General features: G+C 68.8%; 25 protein-coding genes. 13 read left to right on the top strand and 12 right to left on the bottom strand.

Annotation, left to right across the window (positions count from 1 at the left end; all coding sequences use genetic code 11):
* The first annotated feature begins 7 nt into the window (after positions 1-7).
* The 3 genes from ABFX45_RS25465 to ABFX45_RS25475 are packed head-to-tail and all read left to right on the top strand — an operon-like array spanning position 8 to position 3947.
* Entirely contained in the window at positions 8-1321 is a 1314-nt protein-coding gene (locus ABFX45_RS25465) for a serine hydrolase domain-containing protein (RefSeq protein WP_346132391.1), read from the top strand.
* 20 nt (positions 1322-1341) lie between these two features.
* Positions 1342-2655 carry a serine hydrolase domain-containing protein gene (locus tag ABFX45_RS25470; protein WP_109640830.1) on the top strand — a complete coding sequence of 438 codons (1314 nt, stop codon included), beginning with the start codon at positions 1342-1344 and terminating at the stop codon, positions 2653-2655.
* Positions 2619-3947 (top strand): serine hydrolase domain-containing protein, encoded by a 1329-nt coding sequence (locus ABFX45_RS25475; RefSeq protein WP_346132393.1) that lies wholly within the window; start codon positions 2619-2621, stop codon positions 3945-3947. Before ABFX45_RS25470 ends, ABFX45_RS25475 begins: the two co-directional genes overlap by 37 nt.
* On the opposite strand, the gene ABFX45_RS25480 is transcribed toward ABFX45_RS25475, so the two are convergent.
* The 3 genes from ABFX45_RS25480 to fdhD are packed head-to-tail and all read right to left on the bottom strand — an operon-like array spanning position 3944 to position 6809.
* Positions 3944-4825, bottom strand: a complete 882-nt coding sequence (locus ABFX45_RS25480; RefSeq protein ID WP_346132395.1) for an alpha/beta hydrolase — start codon at positions 4823-4825, stop codon at positions 3944-3946. The genes ABFX45_RS25475 and ABFX45_RS25480 overlap by 4 nt on opposite strands.
* 39 nt (positions 4826-4864) lie before the next feature.
* Positions 4865-5995 (bottom strand): CaiB/BaiF CoA transferase family protein, encoded by a 1131-nt coding sequence (locus ABFX45_RS25485; protein ID WP_346132397.1) that lies wholly within the window; start codon positions 5993-5995, stop codon positions 4865-4867.
* Positions 5982-6809 (bottom strand): formate dehydrogenase accessory sulfurtransferase FdhD, encoded by an 828-nt coding sequence (fdhD, locus tag ABFX45_RS25490; RefSeq protein ID WP_109640834.1) that lies wholly within the window; start codon positions 6807-6809, stop codon positions 5982-5984. Before fdhD ends, ABFX45_RS25485 begins: the two co-directional genes overlap by 14 nt.
* 65 nt (positions 6810-6874) lie before the next feature.
* Here fdhD and ABFX45_RS25495 point away from each other — a divergent pair, with 65 nt between their 5' ends.
* Together ABFX45_RS25495 and ABFX45_RS25500 are read left to right on the top strand one after the other, a co-directional pair.
* Positions 6875-8389: a phytoene desaturase family protein gene (locus ABFX45_RS25495; protein ID WP_346132400.1), complete on the top strand. Its 1515-nt coding sequence runs from the start codon at positions 6875-6877 to the stop codon at positions 8387-8389.
* Positions 8390-8448: 59 nt separating this feature from the next.
* On the top strand, positions 8449-8940 hold the full coding sequence (locus ABFX45_RS25500; RefSeq protein ID WP_109640836.1) for a hypothetical protein: 492 nt from the start codon (positions 8449-8451) through the stop codon (positions 8938-8940).
* On the opposite strand, the gene ABFX45_RS25505 is transcribed toward ABFX45_RS25500, so the two are convergent.
* Positions 8885-9469, bottom strand: coding sequence for a DUF2238 domain-containing protein (locus ABFX45_RS25505; RefSeq protein WP_346132402.1), 585 nt, complete (start codon positions 9467-9469; stop codon positions 8885-8887). The two genes, ABFX45_RS25500 and ABFX45_RS25505, sit on opposite strands and share 56 nt — an antisense overlap.
* Before the next feature lie 72 nt (positions 9470-9541).
* Between ABFX45_RS25505 and ABFX45_RS25510 the strand changes: the two genes are divergently transcribed.
* Positions 9542-10105, top strand: coding sequence for an ArsR/SmtB family transcription factor (locus ABFX45_RS25510; protein WP_109640838.1), 564 nt, complete (start codon positions 9542-9544; stop codon positions 10103-10105).
* 24 nt (positions 10106-10129) lie between these two features.
* Positions 10130-10294 (top strand): hypothetical protein, encoded by a 165-nt coding sequence (locus tag ABFX45_RS25515; RefSeq protein WP_170155257.1) that lies wholly within the window; start codon positions 10130-10132, stop codon positions 10292-10294.
* A 25-nt stretch (positions 10295-10319) separates the two neighbouring features.
* Here the strand turns inward: ABFX45_RS25515 and ABFX45_RS25520 are convergent, their stop codons facing one another.
* From ABFX45_RS25520 to ABFX45_RS25530, 3 genes are all read right to left on the bottom strand, one after another.
* On the bottom strand, positions 10320-12608 hold the full coding sequence (locus tag ABFX45_RS25520) for an FdhF/YdeP family oxidoreductase (protein ID WP_346132405.1): 2289 nt from the start codon (positions 12606-12608) through the stop codon (positions 10320-10322).
* Positions 12609-12756: 148 nt separating this feature from the next.
* Entirely contained in the window at positions 12757-13614 is an 858-nt protein-coding gene (locus ABFX45_RS25525) for a cupredoxin domain-containing protein (RefSeq protein ID WP_346132407.1), read from the bottom strand.
* 72 nt (positions 13615-13686) lie between these two features.
* Complete coding sequence (locus ABFX45_RS25530) at positions 13687-14427, bottom strand: hypothetical protein (protein WP_346132409.1); 741 nt, start codon at positions 14425-14427, stop codon at positions 13687-13689.
* Between the two features lie 85 nt (positions 14428-14512).
* Between ABFX45_RS25530 and ABFX45_RS25535 the strand changes: the two genes are divergently transcribed.
* The 3 genes from ABFX45_RS25535 to ABFX45_RS25545 are packed head-to-tail and all read left to right on the top strand — an operon-like array spanning position 14513 to position 18869.
* Entirely contained in the window at positions 14513-17140 is a 2628-nt protein-coding gene (locus ABFX45_RS25535; RefSeq protein WP_346132411.1) for a valine--tRNA ligase, read from the top strand.
* Positions 17140-18477, top strand: a complete 1338-nt coding sequence (gene folC / locus ABFX45_RS25540; protein ID WP_109640843.1) for a bifunctional tetrahydrofolate synthase/dihydrofolate synthase — start codon at positions 17140-17142, stop codon at positions 18475-18477. The genes ABFX45_RS25535 and folC overlap by 1 nt, the downstream gene beginning before the upstream one ends.
* Positions 18474-18869 (top strand): DUF4233 domain-containing protein, encoded by a 396-nt coding sequence (locus ABFX45_RS25545; RefSeq protein ID WP_109640844.1) that lies wholly within the window; start codon positions 18474-18476, stop codon positions 18867-18869. The genes folC and ABFX45_RS25545 overlap by 4 nt, the downstream gene beginning before the upstream one ends.
* 5 nt (positions 18870-18874) lie before the next feature.
* On the opposite strand, the gene ABFX45_RS25550 is transcribed toward ABFX45_RS25545, so the two are convergent.
* Genes ABFX45_RS25550 through ABFX45_RS25570 form a run of 5 tightly spaced genes read right to left on the bottom strand, consistent with a single transcriptional unit; the run spans position 18875 to position 22420 of the window.
* Positions 18875-19921: a hypothetical protein gene (locus ABFX45_RS25550; protein WP_346132414.1), complete on the bottom strand. Its 1047-nt coding sequence runs from the start codon at positions 19919-19921 to the stop codon at positions 18875-18877.
* A complete protein-coding gene (locus ABFX45_RS25555) occupies positions 19918-20229 on the bottom strand; it encodes a type VII secretion target (protein ID WP_346132416.1) in 312 nt (103 codons plus the stop codon). Before ABFX45_RS25555 ends, ABFX45_RS25550 begins: the two co-directional genes overlap by 4 nt.
* Positions 20230-20239: 10 nt before the next feature.
* Positions 20240-20686: a YbaB/EbfC family nucleoid-associated protein gene (locus ABFX45_RS25560; RefSeq protein ID WP_109640847.1), complete on the bottom strand. Its 447-nt coding sequence runs from the start codon at positions 20684-20686 to the stop codon at positions 20240-20242.
* 36 nt (positions 20687-20722) lie between these two features.
* Positions 20723-21703 carry a DUF6346 domain-containing protein gene (locus ABFX45_RS25565; RefSeq protein WP_346132419.1) on the bottom strand — a complete coding sequence of 327 codons (981 nt, stop codon included), beginning with the start codon at positions 21701-21703 and terminating at the stop codon, positions 20723-20725.
* 18 nt (positions 21704-21721) lie between these two features.
* Complete coding sequence (locus ABFX45_RS25570; RefSeq protein WP_346132421.1) at positions 21722-22420, bottom strand: hypothetical protein; 699 nt, start codon at positions 22418-22420, stop codon at positions 21722-21724.
* A gap of 143 nt (positions 22421-22563) precedes the next feature.
* Between ABFX45_RS25570 and ABFX45_RS25575 the strand changes: the two genes are divergently transcribed.
* Genes ABFX45_RS25575 through ABFX45_RS25585 form a run of 3 tightly spaced genes read left to right on the top strand, consistent with a single transcriptional unit; the run spans position 22564 to position 24789 of the window.
* Entirely contained in the window at positions 22564-22869 is a 306-nt protein-coding gene (locus ABFX45_RS25575; RefSeq protein ID WP_170155259.1) for a PE domain-containing protein, read from the top strand.
* Between the two features lie 4 nt (positions 22870-22873).
* Positions 22874-23494 (top strand): DUF3558 domain-containing protein, encoded by a 621-nt coding sequence (locus tag ABFX45_RS25580; RefSeq protein WP_170155260.1) that lies wholly within the window; start codon positions 22874-22876, stop codon positions 23492-23494.
* The gene (locus ABFX45_RS25585) at positions 23491-24789 is read left to right on the top strand and encodes a WXG100 family type VII secretion target (protein ID WP_170155261.1); all 1299 of its coding nucleotides are present in this window, start codon (positions 23491-23493) and stop codon (positions 24787-24789) included. Before ABFX45_RS25580 ends, ABFX45_RS25585 begins: the two co-directional genes overlap by 4 nt.

A 24789-nucleotide genomic window follows, 5' to 3' on the forward strand; every position in this document is an offset into this window, starting at 1 on the left:
GGGGAACGTGAACAGCACAGCCGAATGGCTGCACCGCAGACTGCCCGAACTGGTCGAGGAACACGGCGTCGTCGGCGCGCAGGTCGCCGTGCTCGCGGACGGCGAGATCCACGACGCGGTGGCGGGCGTGCGCAACACCGTCAAGAGGGCGCCCGTGACCTCCGGTTCGCTCTTCCAGATCGGGTCGATCACGAAGGCCTGGACGGCCACGCTGGTGATGCAGCTGGTCCACGACGGCTTGCTCGACCTCGACCGGCCGGTGCGCGAGGTGCTGCCGGAGTTCTGCCTCGCCGAGGAGGCCGCGGCGTCGGCGATCACGCCTCGGCAGCTGTTGTGCCACACCGGCGGCTTCGAGGGCGACCAGTGGTTCGACACCGGCGTCGGTGACGACTGCGTGGAGAAGTTCGTCGCCCTCCTCGCCGATGCTCCCCAGCTTCACGCACCCGGTGAGCTCTTCTCCTACTGCAACGCCGGTTACGTGGTGCTCGGCCGGATCGTCGAAGTGTTGCGCGGCAAGCCGTTCCACGTCGTGCTCCGCCAGCGGCTCGTCGAACCGCTGGGCCTGACCGACGTCGCCACGCACTACGACGAGTACTCCCGGTTCGAGGTTGCGGAAGGTCACCTGTCCCTCGACGGCCCGACGGACCGCCCGATGCCGGGCTCCGACGCCCCAGCTGGGTCTGCGTTCGCGATGAACGCGCGTTCTCTCGTCAGCTTCGCTCGCATGCACCTGGAGACGAGCGCCTACGACGCGATGCGGGTCGAGCAGGTCCGGATTCCCGACAGAGGTTCCCCCGGTGGCTGGGGCCTCGGCTGGACCGTGCACGACTCCGGCGGCTTCGGCCACGGTGGCGACACGATGGGCTTCTCCGCTTCCCTGCGCCTCGTCCCGGAGGCGGGTGTCGCGATCGCTTTGCTCACCAACGGCGGGGGAGTGGCGAAGCTTCAGCGCGAGGTCTTCAGCCACCTCCTCGGCGAGCTCGCCGGCGTCCGCGTGCCCGATCTGCCCGTGCCGCCGAAGACACCGGTTCCGGTCGACGCCGACAAGGTCGCCGGTTTCTACCGCTCGTCCGCCGTCGACCTCCACGTGACGCCGGCCGCGAACGGTCGCGTCCGAGTTCGTCACGAGCCGAAGCACTGGATCTCCGCCGCCGGGATGACCGATGGCGAGCGCGGCGCCGACTACACCACGTTGCGCGACGACGCTCTGATCTCCGTCGAACCTCAAGGCAGCTCGCACGCTGTGCTGGTCCTGTGTGGACGCGACGAGCACGAGCGCGTCCGCTGGCTCCACCACGGCCGTGCCGCGGTCCGGGTCTGAGCACGACAGCTGGAGGGAAGATGATCGGTGAGTGGATCAGGCGCCGATTGCCGGAGCTGATCGAGGAACACGGCGTCGTCGGCGCGCAGGTCGCCGTGCTGCACAACGGCGAGATCGTGGACGCGGCAGCGGGTGTGCTGGACAACGTCACCAACGAGCCGGTGACCTCGGACTCGATCTTCCAGATCGGCTCGATCACCAAGGTCTGGACGGCGACGCTGGTCCAGGAACTGGTGAACGAGGGCCTGCTCGACCTCGACCGCCCGGTCAGGGACGTCGTTCCCGAGTTCCGGCTGGCCGACGAGCGGGCCGCGAGCGTCATCACGCCACGTCAGCTGCTCTGCCACACGGCGGGGTTCGAGGGCGATCTCTTCTACGACACCGGCGACGGCGACGACATGCTGGCGAAGTACCTGGAGCGCATGGCCGGCACGGAGCAGACGACTCCGCCGGGCGAGCTGTACGTGTACTGCAACAGCGGCTACGTGGTGCTCGGCCGGATTGTGGAAGTGTTGCGCGGCAAGCCTTTCAACACCGTTCTGCGCGAACGTCTCCTCGACCGGCTGGGCCTGGGCAACGCCGCCACGCGCCATGCCGAGTACGCAGGCAGGCGGTGCGCCTCCGGGCACCTGCGCGGTGACGACGGGATGAAGCCCGTCACCGAGAAGACGCCCGATGGAGACTCGCCGGCCGGCTCGGTGCTCGCCATGAGCGCGCGGGACCTGCTCGCGTTCGTGCGGATGCATCTGGGCACCACCGAGTTCGACGCGATGCGGGAAACGCAGGTCGTGCCGCCGGACTTCGGCTTCGGTGGCAGGCAGGGGCTCGGCTGGGTCCTGCACGACTACGACAACGGCCTCAGCGGGCTCGGGCACGTCGGCAGCACGCCCGGCAATCAGGCGTACCTGCGGGTGATCCCGGCGTGCGGTCTTGCCGTCGCGGTGCTCACCAACGGAGGAGCGGCCCTCTCCGTCGCGCGGGCCGTGCACGAGAAGGTGTTGGGAGAGCTGGCGAACGTCACCCTGCGGGAGCCTCCCGAGCCGCCTGCCGTCCCGGTTCCGATCGACGTCGACGCGGTCGTCGGGGTCTACCGCACCCTGCGGGCCGACATCCACGTCACGGCGGGTGAACAAGGGCGGGTGCGGGTGCGGGCAGCGCTGAGGGACGTCGACGACGCGCCGGCCGTGATCGAGGAGTACACCGGATTCCGCGACGACGCGTTGATCGCTGTCGAGCAGGAGGACGGACGCCACGGGGTTGTCGTCCTTTGTGGACGTGATGAGAAGGGCAGGGTCAAGTGGTTGCACTGGGGGCGGGTGGCGGTGAGGCGGTGATCGCCGAGTGGATCGAGCGCAGGCTGCCGGAGCTGATCGAAGAGCACGGAGTCGTCGGCGCGCAGGTAGCTGTGCTGCACGACGGCCAGATCGTCGACGCGGCAGCGGGTGTGCGCAACAGCGTCACGAAGGAGCCGGTCACCAGTGAGACGCTCTTCCAGATCGGGTCGATCACGAAGGTGTGGACGGCCACCCTGATCATGCGGCTCGTCAACGAGGGCCTGCTCGACCTCGACCGGCCGGTGCGCGACGTGCTGCCGGAGTTCCAGATCGCCGACGAGGCGGCGGCGAAGGTCATCACGCCACGCCAGTTGCTCTGTCACACGGCAGGGTTCGAGGGCGACCTGAAGTTCGAGACGGGTTCGGGCGACGACCTGTTGGCGAAGTACGTCGGCCTGCTCGCCACGGCGGGACAGGTCAGTCCGCCCGGCGAGCTCTACTCGTACTGCAACAGCGGGTACGCGGTGCTCGGCCGGATCGTCGAGGTGTTGCGCGGCAAGCCTTTCCGAGCCGTGCTGGGTGAGCTGGCCGACTCGCTGGACGTGACGGCGGCGACGTCGAGGGCCGATCACGCCCGGCACGAGATGGCGGACGGGCATCTGAAGGGGCTGCCGGTGACCGAGCACCTGCCGGAGTCGTGGGTCGCAGGCGGGTCCGTGCTCGCCACGACGGCCCGCGGCCTGCTCGGGTTCGTGCGCATGCACCTGAGCACCAACGAGTTCGACGCGATGCGCGAGCGGCAGGCCACGCACCCGGACTTCGGCACCGGCGAGTGGTGGTGGGGTCTCGGCTGGGAGCTGTCCAACCACGAGGGCGGCGAGGTGATCGGCCACACCGGCATGACCGTCGGCTACGTGGCGATGCTGCGAGTCGTGCCGGCGGCCGGGGTGGCGGTGGCCCTGCTGGTCAACGGAGGGGACGAGGCCGGGCCGGTCTTCGGCGCGATCTTCGACCACCTGCTCGGTGAGCTGGCGGGCGTGCGCAAGCGGAAGTTCCCCGACGTGCCCGTGGAACCGACGCCGGTGGACCCGGACAAGGTCGTGGGGCTCTACCGCTGCTCCGCGCTCGATGTGCACATCACCCCGGCGGACCGGGGCAGGGTGAAGGTGCGGCAGGTCGGTCGCGACCCGATCAGTGCGGCACTGTTGTCGACGGAGGAATGCGAGTACGTCCACCTGAAGGACGACATCCTGATCGCGGTCGACAAGAGCGGTGTGCTTCCGCTGGGCGGGCGGGACGAGAACGGCCGCGTCGGCTGGGTGCATTGGAGCCGCGCGGCGATGCGCGTCTAGACGGCCCGCTTGGCGTACTTGGCGAGGAACCGCACCACGTCGGGGGTCACCTTGCGGTAGAACCCGTCGTCGTGCCCTCCGGCCTTCACCGTGCCGACCCCGGGCCGCACGTCGCGGATGAACCGGCGGGTGCCCTCGATGAACCGGTCGCGGTCACCGATCCACACACCCAGCGCGGTCGAGCCGGTCGACTTGAGGTGGCGCAACGGGTCGAGCGACGCCCACTCGGCCTCGTTCTTGAACGCGCGGCGCTTGGCCATCTCCGGCCACGTCGTGATCAGGCCGGGGGAGATGGCCGCGGCGGCCGCGATCGGGTCGCCGCGTTCGGCACGGCGGCGTGCGTAGAGCAACGAGCCGAAGCCGCCCATGGACACGCCCGTCACAGCGAACGGTTCGCCGTAGCCGCGCTCACGAAGCCACTGCGGGACCTCGTCGAGCAGCATGGCCATCGGGTCGTCGCCGGGGATGTTCTCGTGCCAGTAGTTGTCACCGCCGTCGACCGCGACGAAGCCGAACGCCGGGACGGAGCCCTTCGCGACGGCCGAGGTCAGCACTCCGGCGAGGTTGCCCGCGTTGGCGTGGCGGGCGTCGCCGTGCAGGCCGTGCAGCAGGATCGACATCGGCAGGCCGCGCGGGTTCACGCCGGTCGGGAGGTAGAAGGCGAGGTTGACCTCGCGGCGGCGGGCGGCCGAGTACACGCGCTCGAATCGGACGGTCGGTTCGGCGGCGCTCGTGCCGCGCACGCGGTCCGCCGTGGCGATCTGCTGCTCCGTGGCATCGGACGGCGATGACACGTACGTCGCGCCGCCCGCGGCTGTCGCGATGATCACTCCGATCGCCGCGATGAGGCTGCGGCGGCTGTACCTCGGTTCCCCCATGCTCACCTCATCGCGTGGGCACCGTTCCTCGTTTCCCTCTCAGAGGACGGAACGCACGCGTAAGGAGGACAATTCCTCATCCGAATAGCCCAGCCAGCGCAACACGTGATCATTGTGCGCGCCGAGGGCGGGAACCGCACCCGGTGACCACTCGAACCCCGCCACCGGCGGCGGCAGCATCCGCACCGATCCGCCGGGAACCTGCACGTCAACCCACGTGTCCAGCTGCGGGTGCGTGGGCAGTTCGGTGATCGAGCGGGTCAGCGCGGCAGGCACGTCGACGGCGTCCAGCGCCGCCAGGAGCTCGACCGCGGTCATGCCGGAAAACGCCCGTTCGAGCAGTTTCTGCAGCTCGTCCCGGTGGGCCACCCGGGAGGCCACTGTGGCGAACCTCTCCTCGGCTTCGAGTCCGATGAGCCCGCACAACCGCTGCCACTGACCGTCGTTCTGCACGGCCAGGTGCACGGCACCGTCCGCGCAGGCCACCGGGCCGTACGGCGCGATGCTCGGGTGGTGCGCGCCCGAACGCGGGGCGGCGGCACCCGTCGCGGCGGCGTAGAGCATGGGCTGGTGCATCCACTCGGCCATCGCCTCGAACAGCGACAACCGCAGCCGCACCCCGGAGCCCGTCCGCGCCTTCTGCAGCAACGCCGCCAGGACGGCCGCGTGCAGCTGCACCCCGGCCGCGATGTCCGCGACCGAGATGCCCGCGCGAGCCATCACGTCCCCCTCGCCGGTCAGCGACACCAGCCCGGCCTCGGACTGCACCAGCGCGTCGAACGCCTTGCGATCCGCGTACGGGCCGTCCCAGCCGTAGCCGGACAGCTCACCCACGATCAACGACGACGGCAGGTCCAGCGCCAGCCGTTCCCACACCCGCGGCGAGAGGTTGCACAGCAGCACGTCGGCGCGCACGACCAGCCGTTCCAGCACCTCTCGGCCGTCCGGATGGTTGATGTCCAGCGACACCGACTCCTTGCCGACGTTCGTCCACGCGAAGTACGACGACACCTCGCCGCACGACGAGTCGTAGTGCCGCGCGAAATCGCCGACGCCCGGCCGTTCGATCTTGATCACGCGTGCCCCGAGGTCGGCCAGCAGCCGCGTCGCGTACGGCACCGCGACGGCCTGCTCCAGGCTCACCACCACGACGCCGTCAAGCGGTCTCAAGCACGCGCTCCCCTCCGGTGTAGACGTTCATCGAGTCGCCGCGCAGGAAGCCGATGAGCGTCATGCCCTGCTCCTCAGCCAGTTCCACGGCGAGCGACGACGGCGCCGACACCGCGGCGAGCACCGGAATTCCGGCCATCGCGGCCTTCTGCACCAGCTCGAACGACGCCCGCCCGGACACCATCAGCACCGCGCCCCGCAGCGGCACGAGGTTCTGCAGCACCGCCCAGCCCAGCACCTTGTCGACGGCGTTGTGCCGGCCAACGTCCTCACGTACGACCAGCAGCTCGCCGTTCAAGAACAGCCCTGCCGCGTGCAGCCCACCGGTGCTCTCGAAGACCTTCTGCCGTTCCCGCAACGCGTCCGGGAAGCCCGTCAGCGCCTCTGGCGTCACCCGCACCGGGTCCAGCGCGGGGGAGTGGCGGGTCTTGAGCTTCACCGCGTCCAGCGCGGCCTTCCCGCACACCCCGCACGACGACGTGGTGTAGAAGTTCCGCTCCACCCCCGTGTCCGGCGGCGGCACACCGTCGGCCAGCGCGATGTCCAGCACGTTGTAGGTGTTCATCCCGTCCGGCCCGGTGCCCTCGCAGAACCGTGCGGTCGACACGTCCTCCGCCGATCCGATGACGCCCTCGCTGAGCAGGAAGCCGTGCGCGAGCTCGACGTCCTGGCCGGGTGTGCGCATCGTGACGGCCAACGACCTCCCGTTGACCCTCAGCTCCAGCGGTTCCTCGGCGGCCAGGGCGTCCACCCGGCGGCTCCGACCGCTCGGCGACACCCGCTCGACCGCTCGGCGCACCGTCACTCGGCCCATGTGCACATCTCCTTCGGACCGCTATGTTCCCCACCGACCAGGCTACGTGGGAGGGATCTCGGGGCATGGACGACGTCGTGATCGTGGGAGGCGGCCACAACGGGCTGGTGGCGGCCGCGTACCTCGCACGGGCCGGGAAGTCGGTCAAGGTGCTGGAGAAGCTGCCGCACGTCGGCGGCGCGGCCGTGAGCGCGTCACCGTGGGAAGGCGTCGACGCCCGGCTGTCCCGGTTCTCCTACCTGGTGTCATTGCTGCCCGACCAGATCGTGTCCGACCTCGGGCTGAACCTGACGCTGCGCTCGCGGGCCGCGTCGTCGTACACGCCGAGCGGCAGGACGGGACTGCTCGTCGAACGTGAGCCCGGTCCGGCGACCGTGGCGTCGTTCGAGGCCGTGTGCGGGTCACTGGACGACTGGGAGCGGTGGCAGCGCTGGTACGCCGACCTGGAGCTGATGGCTGCCGCGTTGGCGCCGACCCTGCTGGAACCGCTGGTGTCACGGGAACACCTGCGCGTGCACGTCGACGCGGTGGCGCGCGGCCGGTTGTGGGACCAGGTCTTCGAACGCCCGATCGGCGCGACGCTGCAGGAGCTGTTCGACAACAACCTGGTGCGCGGCGTCGTCGCCACCGACGCGTTGATCGGCACGCACTCGTCGCTGCATTCGTTGCGCGCCAACAAGTGCTTCCTCTACCACGTGATCGGCAACGGTTCCGGTGAGTGGAAGGTCCCGGTCGGCGGCATGGGCGCGGTGACCGCCGAGCTGGAACGGGCCGCCCGCGAGGCCGGTGCGGAGATCGTCACCGGTGCTGAGGTGACGTCGATCGAGTCGGACGGCAGGACCGCGTCGGTGACCTACGGGGGCGGCACAGCCGAGGCCCGGTTCGTGCTGTCCAATGTGGCGCCTTCCGTGCTGGGCCGGTTGCAGGGCAGGGAAGTGCACGACGCGCCCGGCTGCCAGCTGAAGATCAACATGCTGCTGCGGCGGTTGCCGGCGCTGAAGTCCGGGGTGGACGCGCGGCTCGCGTTCGCGGCCACGTTCCACCTCGACGAGTCCTACGACCAGCTGGAGACCGCGTACCTCGAGAGCGTCGCCGGTCAGGTGCCGTCGGTGCTGCCGGGCGAGATGTACTGCCACTCGCTGACCGACCCGTCGATCCTCGGCCCGTCGCTCGCGGGCCACGAGACGCTGACGTTGTTCGGCCTGCACCTGCCGGCGTCGCTGTTCGAAGGACGCAACGAACGGCTGCGCGACGAGCTGGTGCGGCGTTACCTCGACCAGCTCAACGCCCACCTGGTCGAGCCGATCCAGGACTGCCTCGCGACCGATGCGAACGGTGAGCCGTGCATCGAAGCACGCACACCACTGGACCTGGAGGAAGAGCTCGGCCTGCCGGGTGGCAACATCTTCCACGGAGAGCTCGGCTGGCCGTTCGCCGAAACCGACGCCGAGGTCGGCAGGTGGGGCGTCGAGACGGACGTGGACAACGTCTTCGTCTGCGGAGCGGGCTCCAAGCGCGGTGGTGGCGTCAGCGGCATCGGCGGCCACAACGCGGCCCGCGCTGTCCTCGAACGCATTTGAGACATTTTCGGTGACATTTATGATGGCATCTGACGTCATCTCTGGTTACAGTTGACGGCGTGGGGGACTTCTACGGGATCGCGGAGATCGCCGACGCCATGGGGCTGAGTCGGCAACTGGTTGCTGTGTGGCGCAAGCGGCGCTCGCACGGCATTCCGGAGCCGGACGCCGAGCTCGCGTCAGGCCCGATCTGGCGGCGGGAGACGGTCGAGCCGTGGATCGAGCGCACGCGTGGGCGACTGGGCCTCGCGGGCGCACGGGAGTCGGCGAGCAGGAGCCTGCGGCTGCGCACCTGCCGGCGGGTGTTGCGGCTGGCCGCGCTGATGCTGGAAGAGCCGCAGCGGCCGAGGGTGCTCAACGACGCGGCGGACCAGCTGCGCGATCTCATCCACGAGGTCGATCAGACCGCGGACGACGTCGTCGGCGCGCTGCTGCGGGAGCTCGTCGAACCGGTGCGCGACCCCGACGTGCCCGCCGAGTTGCTGCGGGTGCCGGTCATCGAGTCGCTGCCGCTGGTGACCGCCGTCGCGCGGAACTCGCCAGACTGGTGACGAGCGCGCCGAGTGCGGCCAGGGCCATGTCGGCGTGGGCGTCCCACATGTCGCCCTGCTGGCCGTTGTAGGCCTCGGCGACCCCCGGGGCGAGCGTCATCGCGATCGCCCACTCCAGCAGTTCGTAAAGTGCGCTCGTCGCCAGCACGATCTCCAGTGAGCGCAACCACTTCCGCCGCAGCACCGCGGTCAGGCACACGCCGTACGCGAAGTGCACGAGCCGGTCGAAGTGGTTGCGCTCCCAGGAGAACGCCTCCGACAGCCGTACGCCGAACAGCGCGTCCGTCCAGTCGTCGTACGGCACGAACGAGTAGATCCACCGCGCCGCGATCGTGTGCAGCGCGAGGAACAACAGCGTCCACGCCCACTGTGCGGTGTCCAGGCGTCGTCGCAGCAGCCACAGCGCCATGATCGCGACTGCCGTCAACGAACTGTGCAGTGCCTGCTCGGCGGGCCACGGCGGATCGATCCACGTGACCGCCACCAGTGCTCCGAACGCCCCCACCAGCCACTGCTGCCCCCGAGTCATGCGGGTTTTATATCAGGATTTATATATCAAGGAACCTTGCTAAAGGTTTATTGATACGCTTACGGTGATGTCATGACCGACGCTCCCATCACCGACCCCAAAGCACTTCGCGCGCTGTCGCACCCCTTTCGGTGGAAGCTGATCAACCTCCTCAACGAGGAAGGGCCGAGCACTGCCACGCAGTGCTCGGCGAAGTTGGGTGAGAGTGTCGCGAGCTGCTCTTATCACCTGAACATGCTGGCCAAGTACGGCTTCGTGGCCGAGGTGGAGGGGCCGGGCAGGCAGAAGCCGTGGCAGCTCGTCAACCGCCATCAGACGATCACGAGCGAAGGACTCGACGACGAGTCCGCGATGGCGGCGGAAGCCGCCGTGGTGGCCCTGCTTGACAACGAGTACGAACGCACTCGCGAGCGCCTGCGCCAGCACGATCGCCTGCCTGAGGAATGGCGGGCGCCGGGCGGCATCGGCATCAACAGCAGTACCAAGTTCCTGACCATCGATGAGCTGATCGAGCTCCAGAACGAGCTGCGTGCGGTGCTCGGTCGCTACAGCGAGCGGATGGACCGGCCCGAGCTGCGTCCGGATGGCGCGCGGCCGGTGCGCTTCTTCCTGAGCACGACGGTCTCACCCGACTGACACCACTGCATTGGGGGATATGTCATGTTGTCGCACGACCAAGCGTTTGCTATCGCGAAGATGCGGCAGGGCGAGCTGGAGGCGGACGCCGCTGTTCGCCTTCTGGCCAAGAAGCCAGAAGAGGTCGCGCCGAAGCCCGCACGCCGGCGCTGGAGGCTGTTCGCGCGCGTCCGGCCGGCGAGCGCGTGAGCTCAACCGGCCGGACCCGACACCGTCAGACAGCCGGCTCCAGTCGCACGATCACCGACTTGGAGGTCGGCGTACCCGAGATGTCCGCCTTGGAGTCCAGCGGCACCAAGGGGTTCGCCTCGGGGAAGTACGTGGCCACGCACCCGTGCGCGGTCGGGTAGGACACGATCCGGAACGAGTCGGCGCGACGCTCGACAACGCCCGTCGGGTCGTCCTTCCACTCCGACACGATGTTCACCATCTGGCCGTCGGAGAACCCCAGTTCCTTGATGTCGTCGGGGTTCACGAACACCACGCGCCGCCCGTCCTTCACGCCGCGGTAGCGGTCGTCCAGGCCGTAGATCGTGGTGTTGTACTGGTCGTGGCTGCGCAGGGTCTGCATCAGCAGACGGCCCTCCGGCACCTCCAGCACGGTCAGCTCGTTCGCGGTGAAGTTCGCCTTGCCGGTCGTCGTCGCGAACTCCTGGCTGTCGCGCGGCGGGTGTGGCAGGACGAAACCGTCAGGCTGACGCACGCGCGTGTTGTAGTCGGTGCAGCCCGGCACGACCCGTGCGATGTGCTCGCGGATGACGTCGTAGTCCTTCTCGAACTCCTCCCACGCGACGGGGTGGGAGGAGCCGAACACCTTGCGCGCCAACCGGCAGATGATCGAGACCTCGGACAGCAGCTGGTCGGACGCGGGCTTCAACCGGCCGCGCGAGCGGTGCACGACCGACATCGAGTCCTCGACCGTCACGAACTGCTCGCCCGAGTGCTGCAGGTCGCTCTCGGTGCGGCCCAGCGCGGGCAGGATCAGCGCGGTGCGGCCGTGGATCACGTGCGAGCGGTTGAGCTTCGTGGAGACGTGCACGGTCAGCGAGCACTGTTCCAGCGCCTTCTCGGTCACCGGCGTGTCCGGGGTGGCGCTGACGAAGTTGCCGCCCATCGCGATGAACACCTTGCCGCGGCCGTGGCGCATGGCGTTGATCGCGTCGACGGTGTCGTAGCCGTGCTTGCGCGGCACCGGGATGCCGAACTCGTTCTCCAGCGCCAGCAGGAACTTCTCCGGCATCTTCTCGTAGATGCCCATCGTGCGGTCGCCCTGCACGTTCGAGTGGCCGCGCACCGGGCACAGGCCCGCGCCGGGCTTGCCGATCATGCCGCGCAGGAACATGACGTTCGCGACCTCGCGGATCGTCGGCACGCTGTGCTTGTGCTGCGTCAGACCCATTGCCCAGCAGGCGATCGTGCGCTGCGAGTCGACGAACATGCCGGCGACGCGGGTGATCTGCTCGCGGGTCAGGCCGGTCGCGGTGAGCACGCGGTCCCAGTCGAGCTCCCGGAGGTGCCTCGCGTAGTCCTCGAAGCCGTGCGTCTTGGCGTTGACGAAGTCCTTGTCGACCTTGTCCCACTGCAGCAGCAGGTGGCCGATCGCCTGGAACAGCGCCTGGTCGCCGCCGACGCGGATCTGCACGAACTCGTCGCACAGCGCGGTGCCGCGGCCGACGACGCCCGCGACGTTCTGCGGGTTCTTGAACCGCATCAGCCCGGCTTCCGGCAGCGGGTTGACCGCGATGATCTTCGCGCCGTTCTTCTTCGCGTCCTCGAGCGCGCTGAGCATGCGCGGGTGGTTGGTGCCGGGGTTCTGGCCGACGACCACGATCAGGTCGGCGAGCTCGAAGTCCTTGATCGACACCGAGCCCTTGCCGATGCCGATGGTCTCGTTGAGCGCGGCGCCGGAGGACTCGTGGCACATGTTCGAGCAGTCCGGCAGGTTGTTGGTGCCGAACGAGCGGACCAGCAGCTGGTAGAGGAACGCGGCCTCGTTGCTGGTGCGGCCGGACGTGTAGAAGATCGCCTCGTCGGGTGACGACAGCGCGGTCAACTCGTCCGCGATCAGCGTGAACGCGGCGTCCCAGCTGATCGGCGTGTAGTGCGTCGCGCCGGGCTTGAGCACCATCGGCTCGGTGAGGCGGCCCTGCTGCCCGAGCCAGTAGTCCGTCTTCGTCCGCAGGCTCTCGACGGAGTGCTCGGCGAAGAACTCGGGCCCGATCCGCCGCTTCGTCGCCTCCTCCGCGACGGCCTTCGCGCCGTTCTCGCAGAACTCCGCCATCTTGCGGTGGCCCTGCGGCTCCGGCCACGCGCAACCGGGGCAGTCGAAACCTTCACGCTGGTTGAGCAGGCGCAACGTCTTGACCGTGCGGCTGACCCCCATCTGCTCGACCGCGCGGTCGAGCGACACGAGCACGCCGGGAATACCCGCCGCCCATGTCTTCGGGGTGGTGACTTCGAGCGCGGACTCGTCGACGTCGTGCTGCGGGGGCTTGCTGCTCATGGGTTCATTCTTCGCTGATCGACGTCGGCGCCGCCAGCGCCCCCGAAGAACGCGGCGGCGTCGCCGTCACGGGCCCCAAGGGGTTGAACGGTCCGTGACGGTCAATTGTGATCGCCGTCACTCCCGCTCGGCACCTCTGAAAGGGTGATCAATCGCAGGTGTTCTCCGTGGGCATCTGGCCGTCCACCGAGAAGTACTTCTTGTTGTCACCGGGCAGGCCCTCTCCAGGCTTGGACGGCTCGGTGAACTGCGGCGCGAGGAAACCGTCCTTCGCGGCCTGGCACGCGATCGAATACTGGAACCCGTCGGCGTCCGCCGGCCACAGCCCCGCCGGCGTGATCATGTACGTGACCTTCTCGCGGACCGCCGCGACCATCTCCATCTGGTTGAGCAGCTTCTCGGGGTCCGGCGGCTCGAACGCGTAGGCGAACACGTAGTCCGTCGTCACGGCCGGGTAGCCGTCCTTCTCGCCGAGCGTCATCTTCCCGGACACGCGGATGCCGTTGGGGAGAAGCCTGGTGCCCTGCTTGAGCCGCGTGGTCCAGCCGGACAGCTCCTTCGTGATGTGCTCGCGCACGTCCGGCGCCAGCATCGCGAGGAACCGGTCGGGCTTGTGGTCGTTGATCATCGCCGGGTCCATCCGCGACGCGATCAGCGCCTGCCGGACCTGCTCGTACGCCGGGTTCCCGTCCGGCACGACGATGCCCTTCTCGCCCTCCGGCCACTGTTCGGCCGGTGTGCTCGCGAACGGGATCTCGACGTTCACGCCGGTCTGCGGCAGCTTGACCTCTGGCAGTGAGACCTCTCCGAACTTCCCGGCCTGGTAGAACCCGAACAGCACCGCGCCGATGACGACCAGTGCGACGGCGGACACGATCTTGCCGCCGTGTCTGCGCATCCGTGCCTGCCGGCGTTGCCTGCGGATGTCCCGTTTCGCGCGTCTGTTGGCGGCGCGGATCCACGCCGCGTCCTTCAGGTCGGGATGGTCTTCGAGGTCGTACTGCACGGTTCCCCCAGGTGTTCGTGTTCGGTCATTCCGAATCACGCGGTCGATCGGTTTCCGGTTGCCGCCGGATCGTCAGCAGGGCTGCTTCGCCGCGGCGAACTTCGGCGCCACGAGACCGGACACGTAGGCGCCGCACGCCGCGTTGTGCCACCGAATCGCGGAGTCCGTGATCCGCATGCCCTGCGGCGTCTGCTGGAAGTCCGCGCGTGCCTCCGCCATCACGATGAAGTCCTCGTGGCCGCGGATCACGCCGGGATCGTCCGGTGCGAAGGCGTAGGCGATCCGGAAGTCGGCGCGGACGACCTCCTTGCCCTCCCCGTCGACGGCCTTGCCGATCGTGCCCTGCGCCCTGACGCCGTTCGGCAGCAGTTTGGTGCCCGGCGTGAGCTGGGTCGCCAGCATCGGCAGCATCTGCTGCCAGGCCGGCCTGGCAGCCTCGGGGAACAGTGCGAGGAAAGCGGCGCCGTCGCGGCGTTCCAGCTCCGCGGGGTCGATCCGGGCCGCGATCACGGCCCGCCGCACCTGTTCGTGCTCGGGCGCCGCCACGACGGCCCGCTCCCCGTCCGCCCACGACTCGTAGGGCGTCCCGGCGAACGGCCGGCCGAAGTCCACGACGGGCCGCGGCGGGTTGCCGAACCACTGAGGCGCGTACTGCCACGCCGCGACGGCGATCAGGGCGCCGACGACCAGCGCACCGACCACAGTCGCCTTGCCCAGCCTGCGCTGCTCGCGGCGCCACTCACGCTCCACGCGCCTGCCCCACTGGGCGTCGCGCAGGTCAGGATGATCTTCAATGCCCCCAGGAATCCCCACGAGCCGGGGATCGTAGATGCCACGCGGCCCGTTAGCAGGTATCTCGTTTCAAGTCGATACCCACGGCTCCGTAGACTTGACAGCTGTGACTGAACTCGACACCGCAACCCAGCGTCCTGACCTCCCCGCCGCGTGGACTCCGGCGGAGGTAGAGGCGGAGCTGTACCAGCGGTGGGTCGACCGGGGCTACTTCACGGCGGACGTGCACAGCGACAAGCCGCCGTTCACGATCGTGCTCCCTCCGCCCAACGTCACCGGCAGCCTGCACATGGGCCACGCCATGAACCACAGCGTCATGGACGCGCTGACCCGGCGCCGCCGCATGCAGGGCTACGAGGTCCTGTGGCTGCCCGGCATGGACCACGCGGGCATCGCCACGCAGAACGCGGTCGAGCGCGACCTCGCGAAGCAGGGGCTGTCCCGGCACGACCTCGGGCGCGAGAAGTTCGTCGAGCGCGTCTGGGAGTGGAAAGAGGAGTACGGCGGCAAGATCCTCGGCCAGATGAAGCGGCTCGGCGACGGCATCGACTGGTCGCGTGAGCGTTTCACCATGGACGAGGGCCTGTCCCGCGCAGTTCAGACGATCTTCAAGAAGATGTACGACGACGGCCTCATCTACCAGGCCGAGCGGATCATCAACTGGTGCCCGCGCTGCCAGACGGCGTTGTCCGACGTCGAGGTCGACCACTCCGAGGACGACGGCGAGCTCGTCTCGATCCGCTACGGCGACGGCGACGCGTCGATCGTCGTCGCGACCACGCGCGCCGAGACGATGCTCGGTGACACCGCGGTAGCCGTCCACCCCGACGACGAGCGCTACCAGCACCTGATCGGCACCGAGGTCGAGCTGCCGCTGACCGGCCGCCGCATCCCGATCGTCGCGGACACGCACGTCGACCCGAAGTTCGGCACGGGTGCCGTCAAGGTGACGCCCGCGCACGACCCCAACGACTTCGAGATCGGCCAGCGCCACAACCTGCCGAACCTGACGATCATGGACGGCCGCGCGACCATCACAGCGCACGGGCCGTTCGAGGGGCTCGACCGGTTCGAGGCGCGTCCCGCCATCGTCGCCGCGCTGCGTGCCGAGGGCCGGATCGTCGCGGAGAAGCGGCCGTACGTCCACGCGGTCGGTCACTGCTCGCGCTGCGACACGGTCATCGAGCCGCGCCTGTCGCTGCAGTGGTGGGTCAAGGTCGAGGGCATCGCCGCGAAGGCCTCCGCCGCCGTCCGCGACGGCCGCACCACGATCCACCCGCAGGAGCTGGCCAAGCGCTACTTCGACTGGACCGACAACCTGCACGACTGGTGCATCTCGCGGCAGCTGTGGTGGGGCCACCGGATCCCGGTCTGGTACGGCCCGGCCGGCGAGGTCGTCTGCGTCGGACCGGACGACGAGATCCCGACCGGTGAGGGCTGGCGCCAGGACGAGGACGTCCTCGACACCTGGTTCTCGTCGGGCCTGTGGCCGTTCTCCACGCTCGGCTGGCCGGACTCCACCGAGGACCTGAAGAAGTTCTACCCGACCTCGGTGCTGTCGACCGGCTACGACATCCTGTTCTTCTGGGTCGTCCGGATGATGATGTTCGGCCTGTACGCGATGGACGACGTGCAGCCGTTCGACCACGTCTACCTGCACGGCCTGATCCGTGACCAGCACGGCAAGAAGATGTCGAAGACCAAGGGCAACGGCATCGACCCGCTGGACTGGATGGACGCCTACGGTGCGGACGCCACGCGGTTCACGCTGCTGCGCGGCGCGAACCCCGGCTCGGACCTGGCGCTCTCGGAAGAGCGGGCCGCCGGCTCGCGCAACTTCACCACGAAGCTGTGGAACGCCACGCGGTTCGCGCTGGCCAACGGGGCCACTGTGGACCGTCCGCTGCCCCCGCGCGAGGAGCTGACGGCCGCCGACCGCTGGATCCTCGACACGCTGGACCAGCTCGTGTCCACTGTGGATGGATACTTCGAGACCTTCCAGTTCGCCAAGGTCTGTGACGCGCTCTACAGCTTCACGTGGGACGAGTTCTGCGACTGGTACCTGGAGATCGCGAAGGTCCAGATCGCCGACGGCCGCGTCGAGGCGACCCAGTCGGTGCTCGGGCACGTCCTGGACACCGTGCTGCGGCTGCTGCACCCGGCGATCCCGTTCATCACGGAGACGTTGTGGACGTCGCTGACCGGCGGTGAGTCGCTCGTCGTCGCCGAGTGGCCCAAGGCTTCCGGTGGCGAGCGCGACCTCGAAGCCGCGGCGCAGATCGAGGGCCTGAAGAAGCTGGCCACCGAGATCCGCCGGTTCCGTTCGGAGCAGGGCCTCAAGCCGGGCCAGAAGGTCGCGGGCAAGGTCCGCGGCGCGTGCTGCGTCGGCCTCACCGACCAGGTGCCCGCCGTTCGCTCGCTCACGCGGCTGACCGAGCCGGGTGACGAGTTCACCGTCTCGGCGACGCTCGAGGTCGGCCTGCCCAAGGGCGCGGTGAAGGTCGAGCTGGACCTGTCCGGCGCGATCGACGTCGTGGCCGAGCGCAAGCGTCTCGAGAAGGACCTCGCGGCGGCGCAGAAGGAGCTCGCGCAGACGTCGGGCAAGCTCGGCAACGCGGGCTTCCTCGCCAAGGCACCGGCGGACGTCGTGGCCAAGATCGAAGAGCGCAAGGCCACCGCCGAGGCCGACATCGCCCGCATCAACGAGCGCCTGGCCGCGCTGCCGGAGAAGTGATGGACACCAACCTCGACGAGTTCTTCGACGTCGAGAACGAGCTCAACCAGCGGTGGCCCGAGACGAAGCTCGAGCCGTCGCTGGACCGGATCAAGGCGCTGGCGCACGTGCTGGGCGACCCGCAGACGACCTACCCGGTCGTGCAGCTGACGGGCACCAACGGCAAAACGTCGACGTCGCGCATGGCCGATGCGCTGTTCACGCGCATCGGCCTGCGCACCGGCCGCTACACGAGCCCGCACCTGCAGCTCGCGACCGAGCGCATCAGCCTCGACAACCAGCCGATCAGCCCCGATCGCTACGTCGAGGTGTTCCGCGACATCGAGCCGTACGTCGCGATGGTCGACAACCGGTCGGACATCCGGATGAGCAAGTTCGAGGTGCTCACCGGCATGGCCTACGCGGCCTTCGCGGACGCCCCGGTCGACGTGGCGGTGGTCGAGGTCGGACTGGGCGGCACGTGGGACGCGACGTCCATCGCCGACGCCCGCATCGCCGTCCTCACGCCGATCGGCATCGACCACACCGAGTACCTCGGCCCGCGCATCGAGGACATCGCGGCCGAGAAGGCCGGCATCATCAAGCCGGGCTCCATCGCGCTGGTTGGCGAGCAGACGCCGGAGGCGATGAAGGTCATCCTCGAGCGGGTGGCCGAGGTGGACGCCACGGTCGCGCGCTTCGGCAGCGAGTTCGGCGTCGTCTCGCGCTCGGTGGCGGTCGGCGGTCAGCTGATCACGTTGCAGGGTCTCGGCGGCGTCTACGAGGACATCTTCCTGCCGCTGCACGGCGAGCACCAGGCCGCCAACGCCGCGCTGGCACTGGCGTCGGTCGAGGCGTTCTTCGGCGCCGGCGCCGATCGCCAGCTGGACGTGGAGGCGATCCGCGAGGGCTTCGCGTCGGTCATCACGCCGGGCCGCCTGGAACGCGTGAAGTCCGCCCCGAACATCTTCGTCGACGCCGCGCACAACCCGCACGGCGCCGCGGCTCTGGCCCGCGCGCTGGACACGGAGTTCGGCTTCCGCAAGCTGGTCGCCGTCGTGGCCGTGATGTCGGACAAGGACGCCGAGGGCATCCTCTCGGCCCTGGAACCGGTCGTGCACGAGCTGGTGATCACCACCAACTCGTCGCCGCGCGCCATGGACCCGGACCTGCTGGCCGGTCTGGCCGTCCCGATCTTCGGCGAGGACCGCTTCGAGGTCCGCCCGCGCCTCGACGACGCGATCGAGGAAGCCATCCACCTCACCGAGGACGAGCTCTCCGGCGGCGGCGTGATCATCACCGGCTCGGTCGTCACCGCGGGCGAGGCCCGTGCCCTGTTCGGGAAGGAGCCGGCATGACCGAGCAGGTCGCGCCCCCTCCGAAGAAGGACCCGATGAAGGCGTTCCGGGGCATCATGGCCGGCACGCTGATCCTCGAGGTCATCGTCGTGGCCCTGGCCCTGCCGGTGATCGCCAAGCTGCACGGCGGCATCACCTCGCTCGTCGGCTGGGTGGCGTTCGGCTTCATCGCGTTGTTCATCGCGATGTGCGCCTTCGTCCGCAAGCCGTGGGCCATCGGTGCCGTGGTGGGCCTGCACGTGCTGTTGATCGCGTCGTGGATCCTGCTGCCCGCGATGGGCGTGATCGGCGTGATCTTCGGGCTGGTGTGGGTCTACATGTTGTGGCTGCGCAAGGACTTGCTCAAGCGGATGGCGGAGGGGCGCCTGCCGTCGCAGCAGCAGGCGCCCTGACCGCGCTACTTCTTCTGGTTGAGCTCTTCCTGGCCCTTCTCGTAGCTCTCGTCCCAGTTCGCGCCTTCCTTGAACGCCTCGGAGGCGCCGGTCCGGCCGAGTGAGATGGGCTTGATCGTGTCCGCGAAGCCGTCGCGGCCGCGCGGGGCCATGACGTCGTCGACCTTGCCGGCCGCTTCCTTCAGCTTGTCGCTGCCGAACGTGAGCTTGTCGCGGATCGCGTTGTTGGCGCTGGAGAAGCCGTCCTCGATCTGCTTCACCGAGGCGTGGTTCTTGCCGATCGCGCGGCCGACGCCCTTGGCCTTGCGGCCGATGGCGACCGCGGCCTTGGCGAGCGCGTCGGACACGCCCTTGAGGTTGTCGAACTTGCGGACGGCCTGCGCGAGCTTCATCAGCAGCTTGCTGACCTTGCCCGCGATCTTGCCCGCGGTCGACGCCGCGCGTGCCACCGCCCAGCCCGTGAAGGCGGCGATCGAGGCGCCGAAGCTGCACCAGCTCGTCGCGAGCGCCGTCACGGCGGCGATGATGAACTCGGCCACCACGTCGGCCACGATGTCGCGGATGATGCCGCGCACCGCGGCGACCAGGACGCCGGTTCCCCTGATGCCGGTCGCGACCGCGTTCGCGGCCCCCTCCAGCGCCTTGACCTGCTCGGCGAGCGTGGCGGCCGCCTTGCGGTAGCCGTCACCGGACGCGCCGGTCCACGTCGCGGTCTGGCTGGTGGCGGCCTGCGCGTAGTCGTTGCCGACCTTCGCGCACGCCTTGGCGACCTCACCCCAGGCGGCCGCGACGACGTTGATCGCGCCGGGGTCACCGGCGAGGTCGTCGAGCGGCTCCTTGAGGAACGACACGTGTTCGATCAGCCAGCCGATGCCCGCGCCGACGAGCGTGCCCAGCGGGTTCGCGACGAAGCCGAGCACGTCGAGCCCCAGTGCGACGCCGTCGAAGGCCCAGTCGCTGGGGTTGTTGAAGTCTTCCGCGCACTTCCAGACGGTGTCGATGATCCGCGCACCGTCGGTGGCGTTGTCCGCACTGACGTCGAGAACCATCATTGCCCCTTGTACTTGTTGAACAGCTTCGCGTGGTCGTCGTCGGTCTGCTGCGTGGCGTCCGCGCAGTCGCGCAGCGCGTCGGCGACGTCCGGCAGCGCGTTGGCCAGCTCGTTGATCGAGTTCGCGATCGCCGCGATGTGAATGCGCACCGGCACGCTGAAGACCTGGCCGATGATCCCGTAGGTCTCGACGCCGAGGTCGACGCTCTCGCCGCGTGCGGCGGCCTTGGTGAGCTCCATGCCCATCGACTGCACGTTGCCCGCGTGGTTGATCACGTCCGCGGGCACCATGGCGAAGTTTCCTGACACCGGGTTCCCCTTACCGGTAGATGGTGCCGAACGGCTCGTCGTCGTCCGGGCTTCCAGGACGTTGCGGACGCCGCGGCTGCTCCTCGGTCTCCTCCGGCTGCTGCGCCGCGGTGACCTGGTCACGCAGGAAGTCCATCGCCGGCGTGCCGCCGATCAACGGCTGCATCGTCGCCTCCATCTGCTCGGCGACGGCCGCGTGCCCTCTGCTGACGGTCTCGGTGATCATGGCGGCCAGCTGCTCGTGGGACATCCTCATCGCCGAGGGTGCCAGGCTGAGCTTCTCCAGCCGCCCGCCAGGTGCCATCGTCACCGTGACCGAGCGGTCGGGGCTGCTCACGTTCGCGCGCAACGCCTTGAGCTGAGCCTGCGTCTCCTCGGCCTTCTGCTGGATGTCGGTGACACGGCGCATGTACTCGTCGAGTCGCTGCTGCCCAGCGCCCAGTTCTGCAGAACTCATGCCGACTGAGACTGCCCCGACCGGTATTCGGTTCCCCTATTTGCCGACCAGTTGGCCGACCATGTCCTTTGCGGACTGTCGAGTGCAGACGGTGATGATCAACAAAGCCAGCAGCACCAGGGCGTCCCTGCTCCCGGCCAGCCACACGGCAACCGGCGCGTGCGCGGGCACGGCCAGCACGACCTTGACGATCGCACCGAGCACGAGCGCCGCGATCAACGCCGTGGGCACCCAGCTGCCGCCACCACCGGGAACCTGCTTCCTGCTGCCGAGATAGCTCTGTCCATACCGGACGATGCGCGCGGCGTCCTTGTGCACGCTCTCCGCGATCAGCCCGATCACGGCGGCGACCAGCACCGCGAACCCGGCGAGCACCCCGGACGGCAGGTCGACGAGCCAGGCGTCCTCCAACGCGGGCCACGGCGACACGAACGCGCCAACCCGCCGCGGCGCGTCGAAGAACGGCATCGAAGCCAGCCCTTCCGCCACCGCCGCGACCAGCCCGAGCCACGCGTACAACCGCAGCCGCCGCACCCGTCGCGTGACCGGAGCCGCCTTCACCTCGTCCCTGGTGACCGGCCACTGCTCGTCCTGCTTCTTCCGCCCGCTCTTGGAGGGAACGAGCGAGAGGACGGTCAGGAGGAGCATCCACAGCGTCAGCAGTCCGAGTGCGATCGCCGCCAGCGGCCCGGCGAGGAACCACCGCCCGCTGTCGTTGAGGCCGGGATCGCGGTTCGACTGGAAGACGGCCACGTCCCGGTCGCCGGGCCCGAGCTGCCCCGCCGGAAACGCGCGTTGCTCGGTGCGCCCGTCCTCCCACCGCACGTCCGCGGTGCACCCGTAGCTGGTGCCGACGCCCCACCTCCCGACCGGTCCGTGCTCGGTACAGGAGGTGACGGTGGCCGTGCCGATCCGTTTCGCGTCGACCGAGCCGACCAGGACGTCGGTGGTCCGGATCGTCGTGGCCAGCGTCAGGAAGGCGAGGACGGCGGCAAGTCCGAAGGCGAGGGCGCGCACGCGGACACCCTAGACAGATCAGGTCTGGTCGTAGGCCATCAACGCGTCGATTGCCAGCCGGACGCGTCGTTCGGCGTCCGTCAGGTCGGCCGTGAACGGCACCCTCGAGTCGTACTGGTCACGCCAGAGCTCGAGGTTCCACACGGAGCCCTGGCCGGGAATCTCGACGGTGTACTGGATGCGCTCGGTGGTCGGGCCGCTCAGCTGAGCGTTGCGCGTGGCCTTCCTGCCCTTGTACTCGGTGACCTCGCCGAGCGGGTTCGGCTCGACGAACCAGTCGTAAGCGGGGTTTCCGGGCCGGTAAGGCGAGAGATAGACGGAAAGGCTGTTGTAAATGCCGCTCACCTTGCGCCCTCGGACGACTATTTGGCAGTAGAACTTGTCCGTGACGACTCGCGCCACGTCGGTTGATCCCAATACGTCTTTGAGCACGTCCTCTTTGAACGCGTCACACCAGTAATAGGGGCCCCACTGCAGCTCCTTGCCCGTGCCCGCTTGGTCGTCGCTGATCCTCCGGACGTCCGAGAACGTGTGCGGCTCGGGTGCCGTCCATCCCAGACACCGCGAGTCCTCCATCCCCATGACCTCGGCGCAGTCCGCCTGCGCACCCACCGCCGGCGTCGGCGGCTTGATCTTCGGAGCGGCCACAGGCGTGGGTGTGGAGCAGGCGGCCAGCAGCATTGCGGCACTGACGAAAAGCACCAAAGAACGACGCATGCAGCTCTTCGTACCCGGACTTGTCGCAATGCCGGGCTGACACTTCGTTTCGTTCACCCGATCGTGCTCGAAAGTCAGGACGAGGGCCCTGGCCCGGCGGTATGCTGCCTGACGCACGAAACTGCAGGGGAGGGTACTGGGGTATGAGCGGGACCAAAGTCGATCTCGAGACGCTGCGCGCTGCCATCAAGGAGTACAAGTCCATTCGCGACGACCTCCTGATGGCGCACACGACCGGGCGTGTGCTGACCGAAGTGCAGCACGCCGGCCTGGACATGCCCAGCAAGGTGTACGCGAACTGGGCCAACACGGCGGGCGCAATGCACCAGCAGTCGAATGAGCAGCTGCGCAACACGTTGACGACTCGCATCGAGAACCTCGAGGCCACGCTGCGTCAGTACGAACAGACCGAAGCCGGCAACCGAGACAACCTGAAGCCGAAGGACTGAGCTGTTGCGCATCCCAACCATCGTCGCCGGTACCGCTGCCCTCGCACTGCTGGCCGGTTGTGGTGACAGCGGTGGTACCACTGGTACGCCGACGACCGCCACGACGCCGACCAGCAACAGCAGCGGCGGAGGCGACACCACCGCGAACGGTGCGCCTAAGGTGAAGAACCCGCTCGACGTGAAGGCCTTCGAAGCCAACCCGTGTGGCATGGCCACCCCGGCTCAGGTCGAAGCGTTCGGCCTCCCTGGCGTCACCGGCAGGGTCAACAGCGGCGCTCCAGGCGCGTCCTGCATCTGGCTCGGCGCGTCCGCCCCGAGCAAGATCACGCCCAGCGCGACCCTGATCCCAGGTGGCAAGGGGTTGGACGCGATGTATCAGAACAAGGACTCGTACGCGGCGTTCGAGGTGCTGCCGGCGATCCAGGGCTACCCGGCAATCATGAACTTGCAGGTGGACCAGCGTGCCGACGGCAACTGTGACGTGTCGGTCGGTTTGTCCGACGAGGTGGCGCTTCTGGTCCTCATCGTGACCGAGAAGGGCAGCCCCCGATTCGCGGACCCGTGCGGGGCTGCGACCGAATTCGCGAACCAGGTCATCACGACGATCAAGGCAGGTGCGAAATGACACGGCCCGCGCCCAGCTGCTTCACCCAGGACAACACGCGCGCCGAAGGTTTCTCCGGGCATGAGATCTACGCTCAGATGACCGGCGGAAAAGGCACCGGATCAGCGCAGAACGCCGCCAACAAGGCAGCGGAACTGGAGCGGAGCTACGCCGCGATCGAGGCAAGGCTCAAGCGCGTCGGCGAGACGCTGGGCGAGGCGTGGACCGGCGCGAGCGCGGACGCCGCCCAGACCGCCGGCAACCCGATCAACCAGGCCATGATCCAGATGCAGGACGCGCTCCGGCAGGCCGACCACTCGCTGTCCAACCAGGTCTACCAGTTCAACCTGAACAAGGGTCAGCTCAAGAACATGCCGGCGAACAAGCCGGAAACGAACTTCTGGGACGACGCGACTCCTTGGGACACCGACACCGAGGACGCCGTCAACAGCTACAACTCAGAAGAAGCGCACAACCGCAAGGTCTACAGCGAGTTCCAGAGCGCCAGCAACACCAACCGCGGTGAGCTGCCCAAGGAGTTCCCCGGCGTCACGGCCGACAACCTGCAGGTCGAGATCGCCAACACCGGCGGCGACGACGGTCGCGACAAGACCTCGAACGTCGGCACGGGCAAGGTCGGCAACACCACCAACACGAGCGGCCTCCCGAGCACGACCGGCTCCCCGCAGGGCACCACCTGGACCCCGCCCGGCAGCCTCAACAGCGACCGGACCGACCTCAGCTGGGCCGGTTCCGGCGACGGCGGCACCGGCGGCACCGGTGGCACCGGCGGCGGCAAGGGTGACCTCACCGGCAAGCCGCCCATCGGCAGCGTGATCGAGCGCCCGCCGAACACCGGCATCCCGCCGATCGGCGTGCCCGTCGGTCCCGGTCTCGGCGGCACCGGAACCGGGCGTGGTCCCGGCGGCGGCGCAGGCACTGGGCGCGGGCCCGGTGGAGGTCCTGGCGGCGCGGGCAAGTTCGGAGGTGGCGGGGCCGGCGGCAAGTTCGGTGGCGGCGGCATCGGTGGCGTGGGCGCCGGCGGCGGTACGTCGGCGCAGCAGCCCGGCGGCAAGGCCGGTGTGTTCGGCGGCATGGGGGAGACCGGGCCGAACGCAGGCGCCCGCGGTGGTGCCGCCGGTGCTGCGGGGCGTGCTGGTGCCGCGGGTATGGGCGGCATGGGCGGCCCGGGCCAGAAGGGTCAGGGAGAGGACGACTTGGAGCACAAGTCCGCCGACTACCTGGTGTCCGAGGAGAACACGAACGAGATCATCGGTGACATGCCGATGGTCGCGCCGCCGACGATCGGGGGGTGA

The organism is Lentzea roselyniae, assembly GCF_039537795.1.
GTDB classification, from domain to species: domain Bacteria; phylum Actinomycetota; class Actinomycetes; order Mycobacteriales; family Pseudonocardiaceae; genus Lentzea; species Lentzea atacamensis.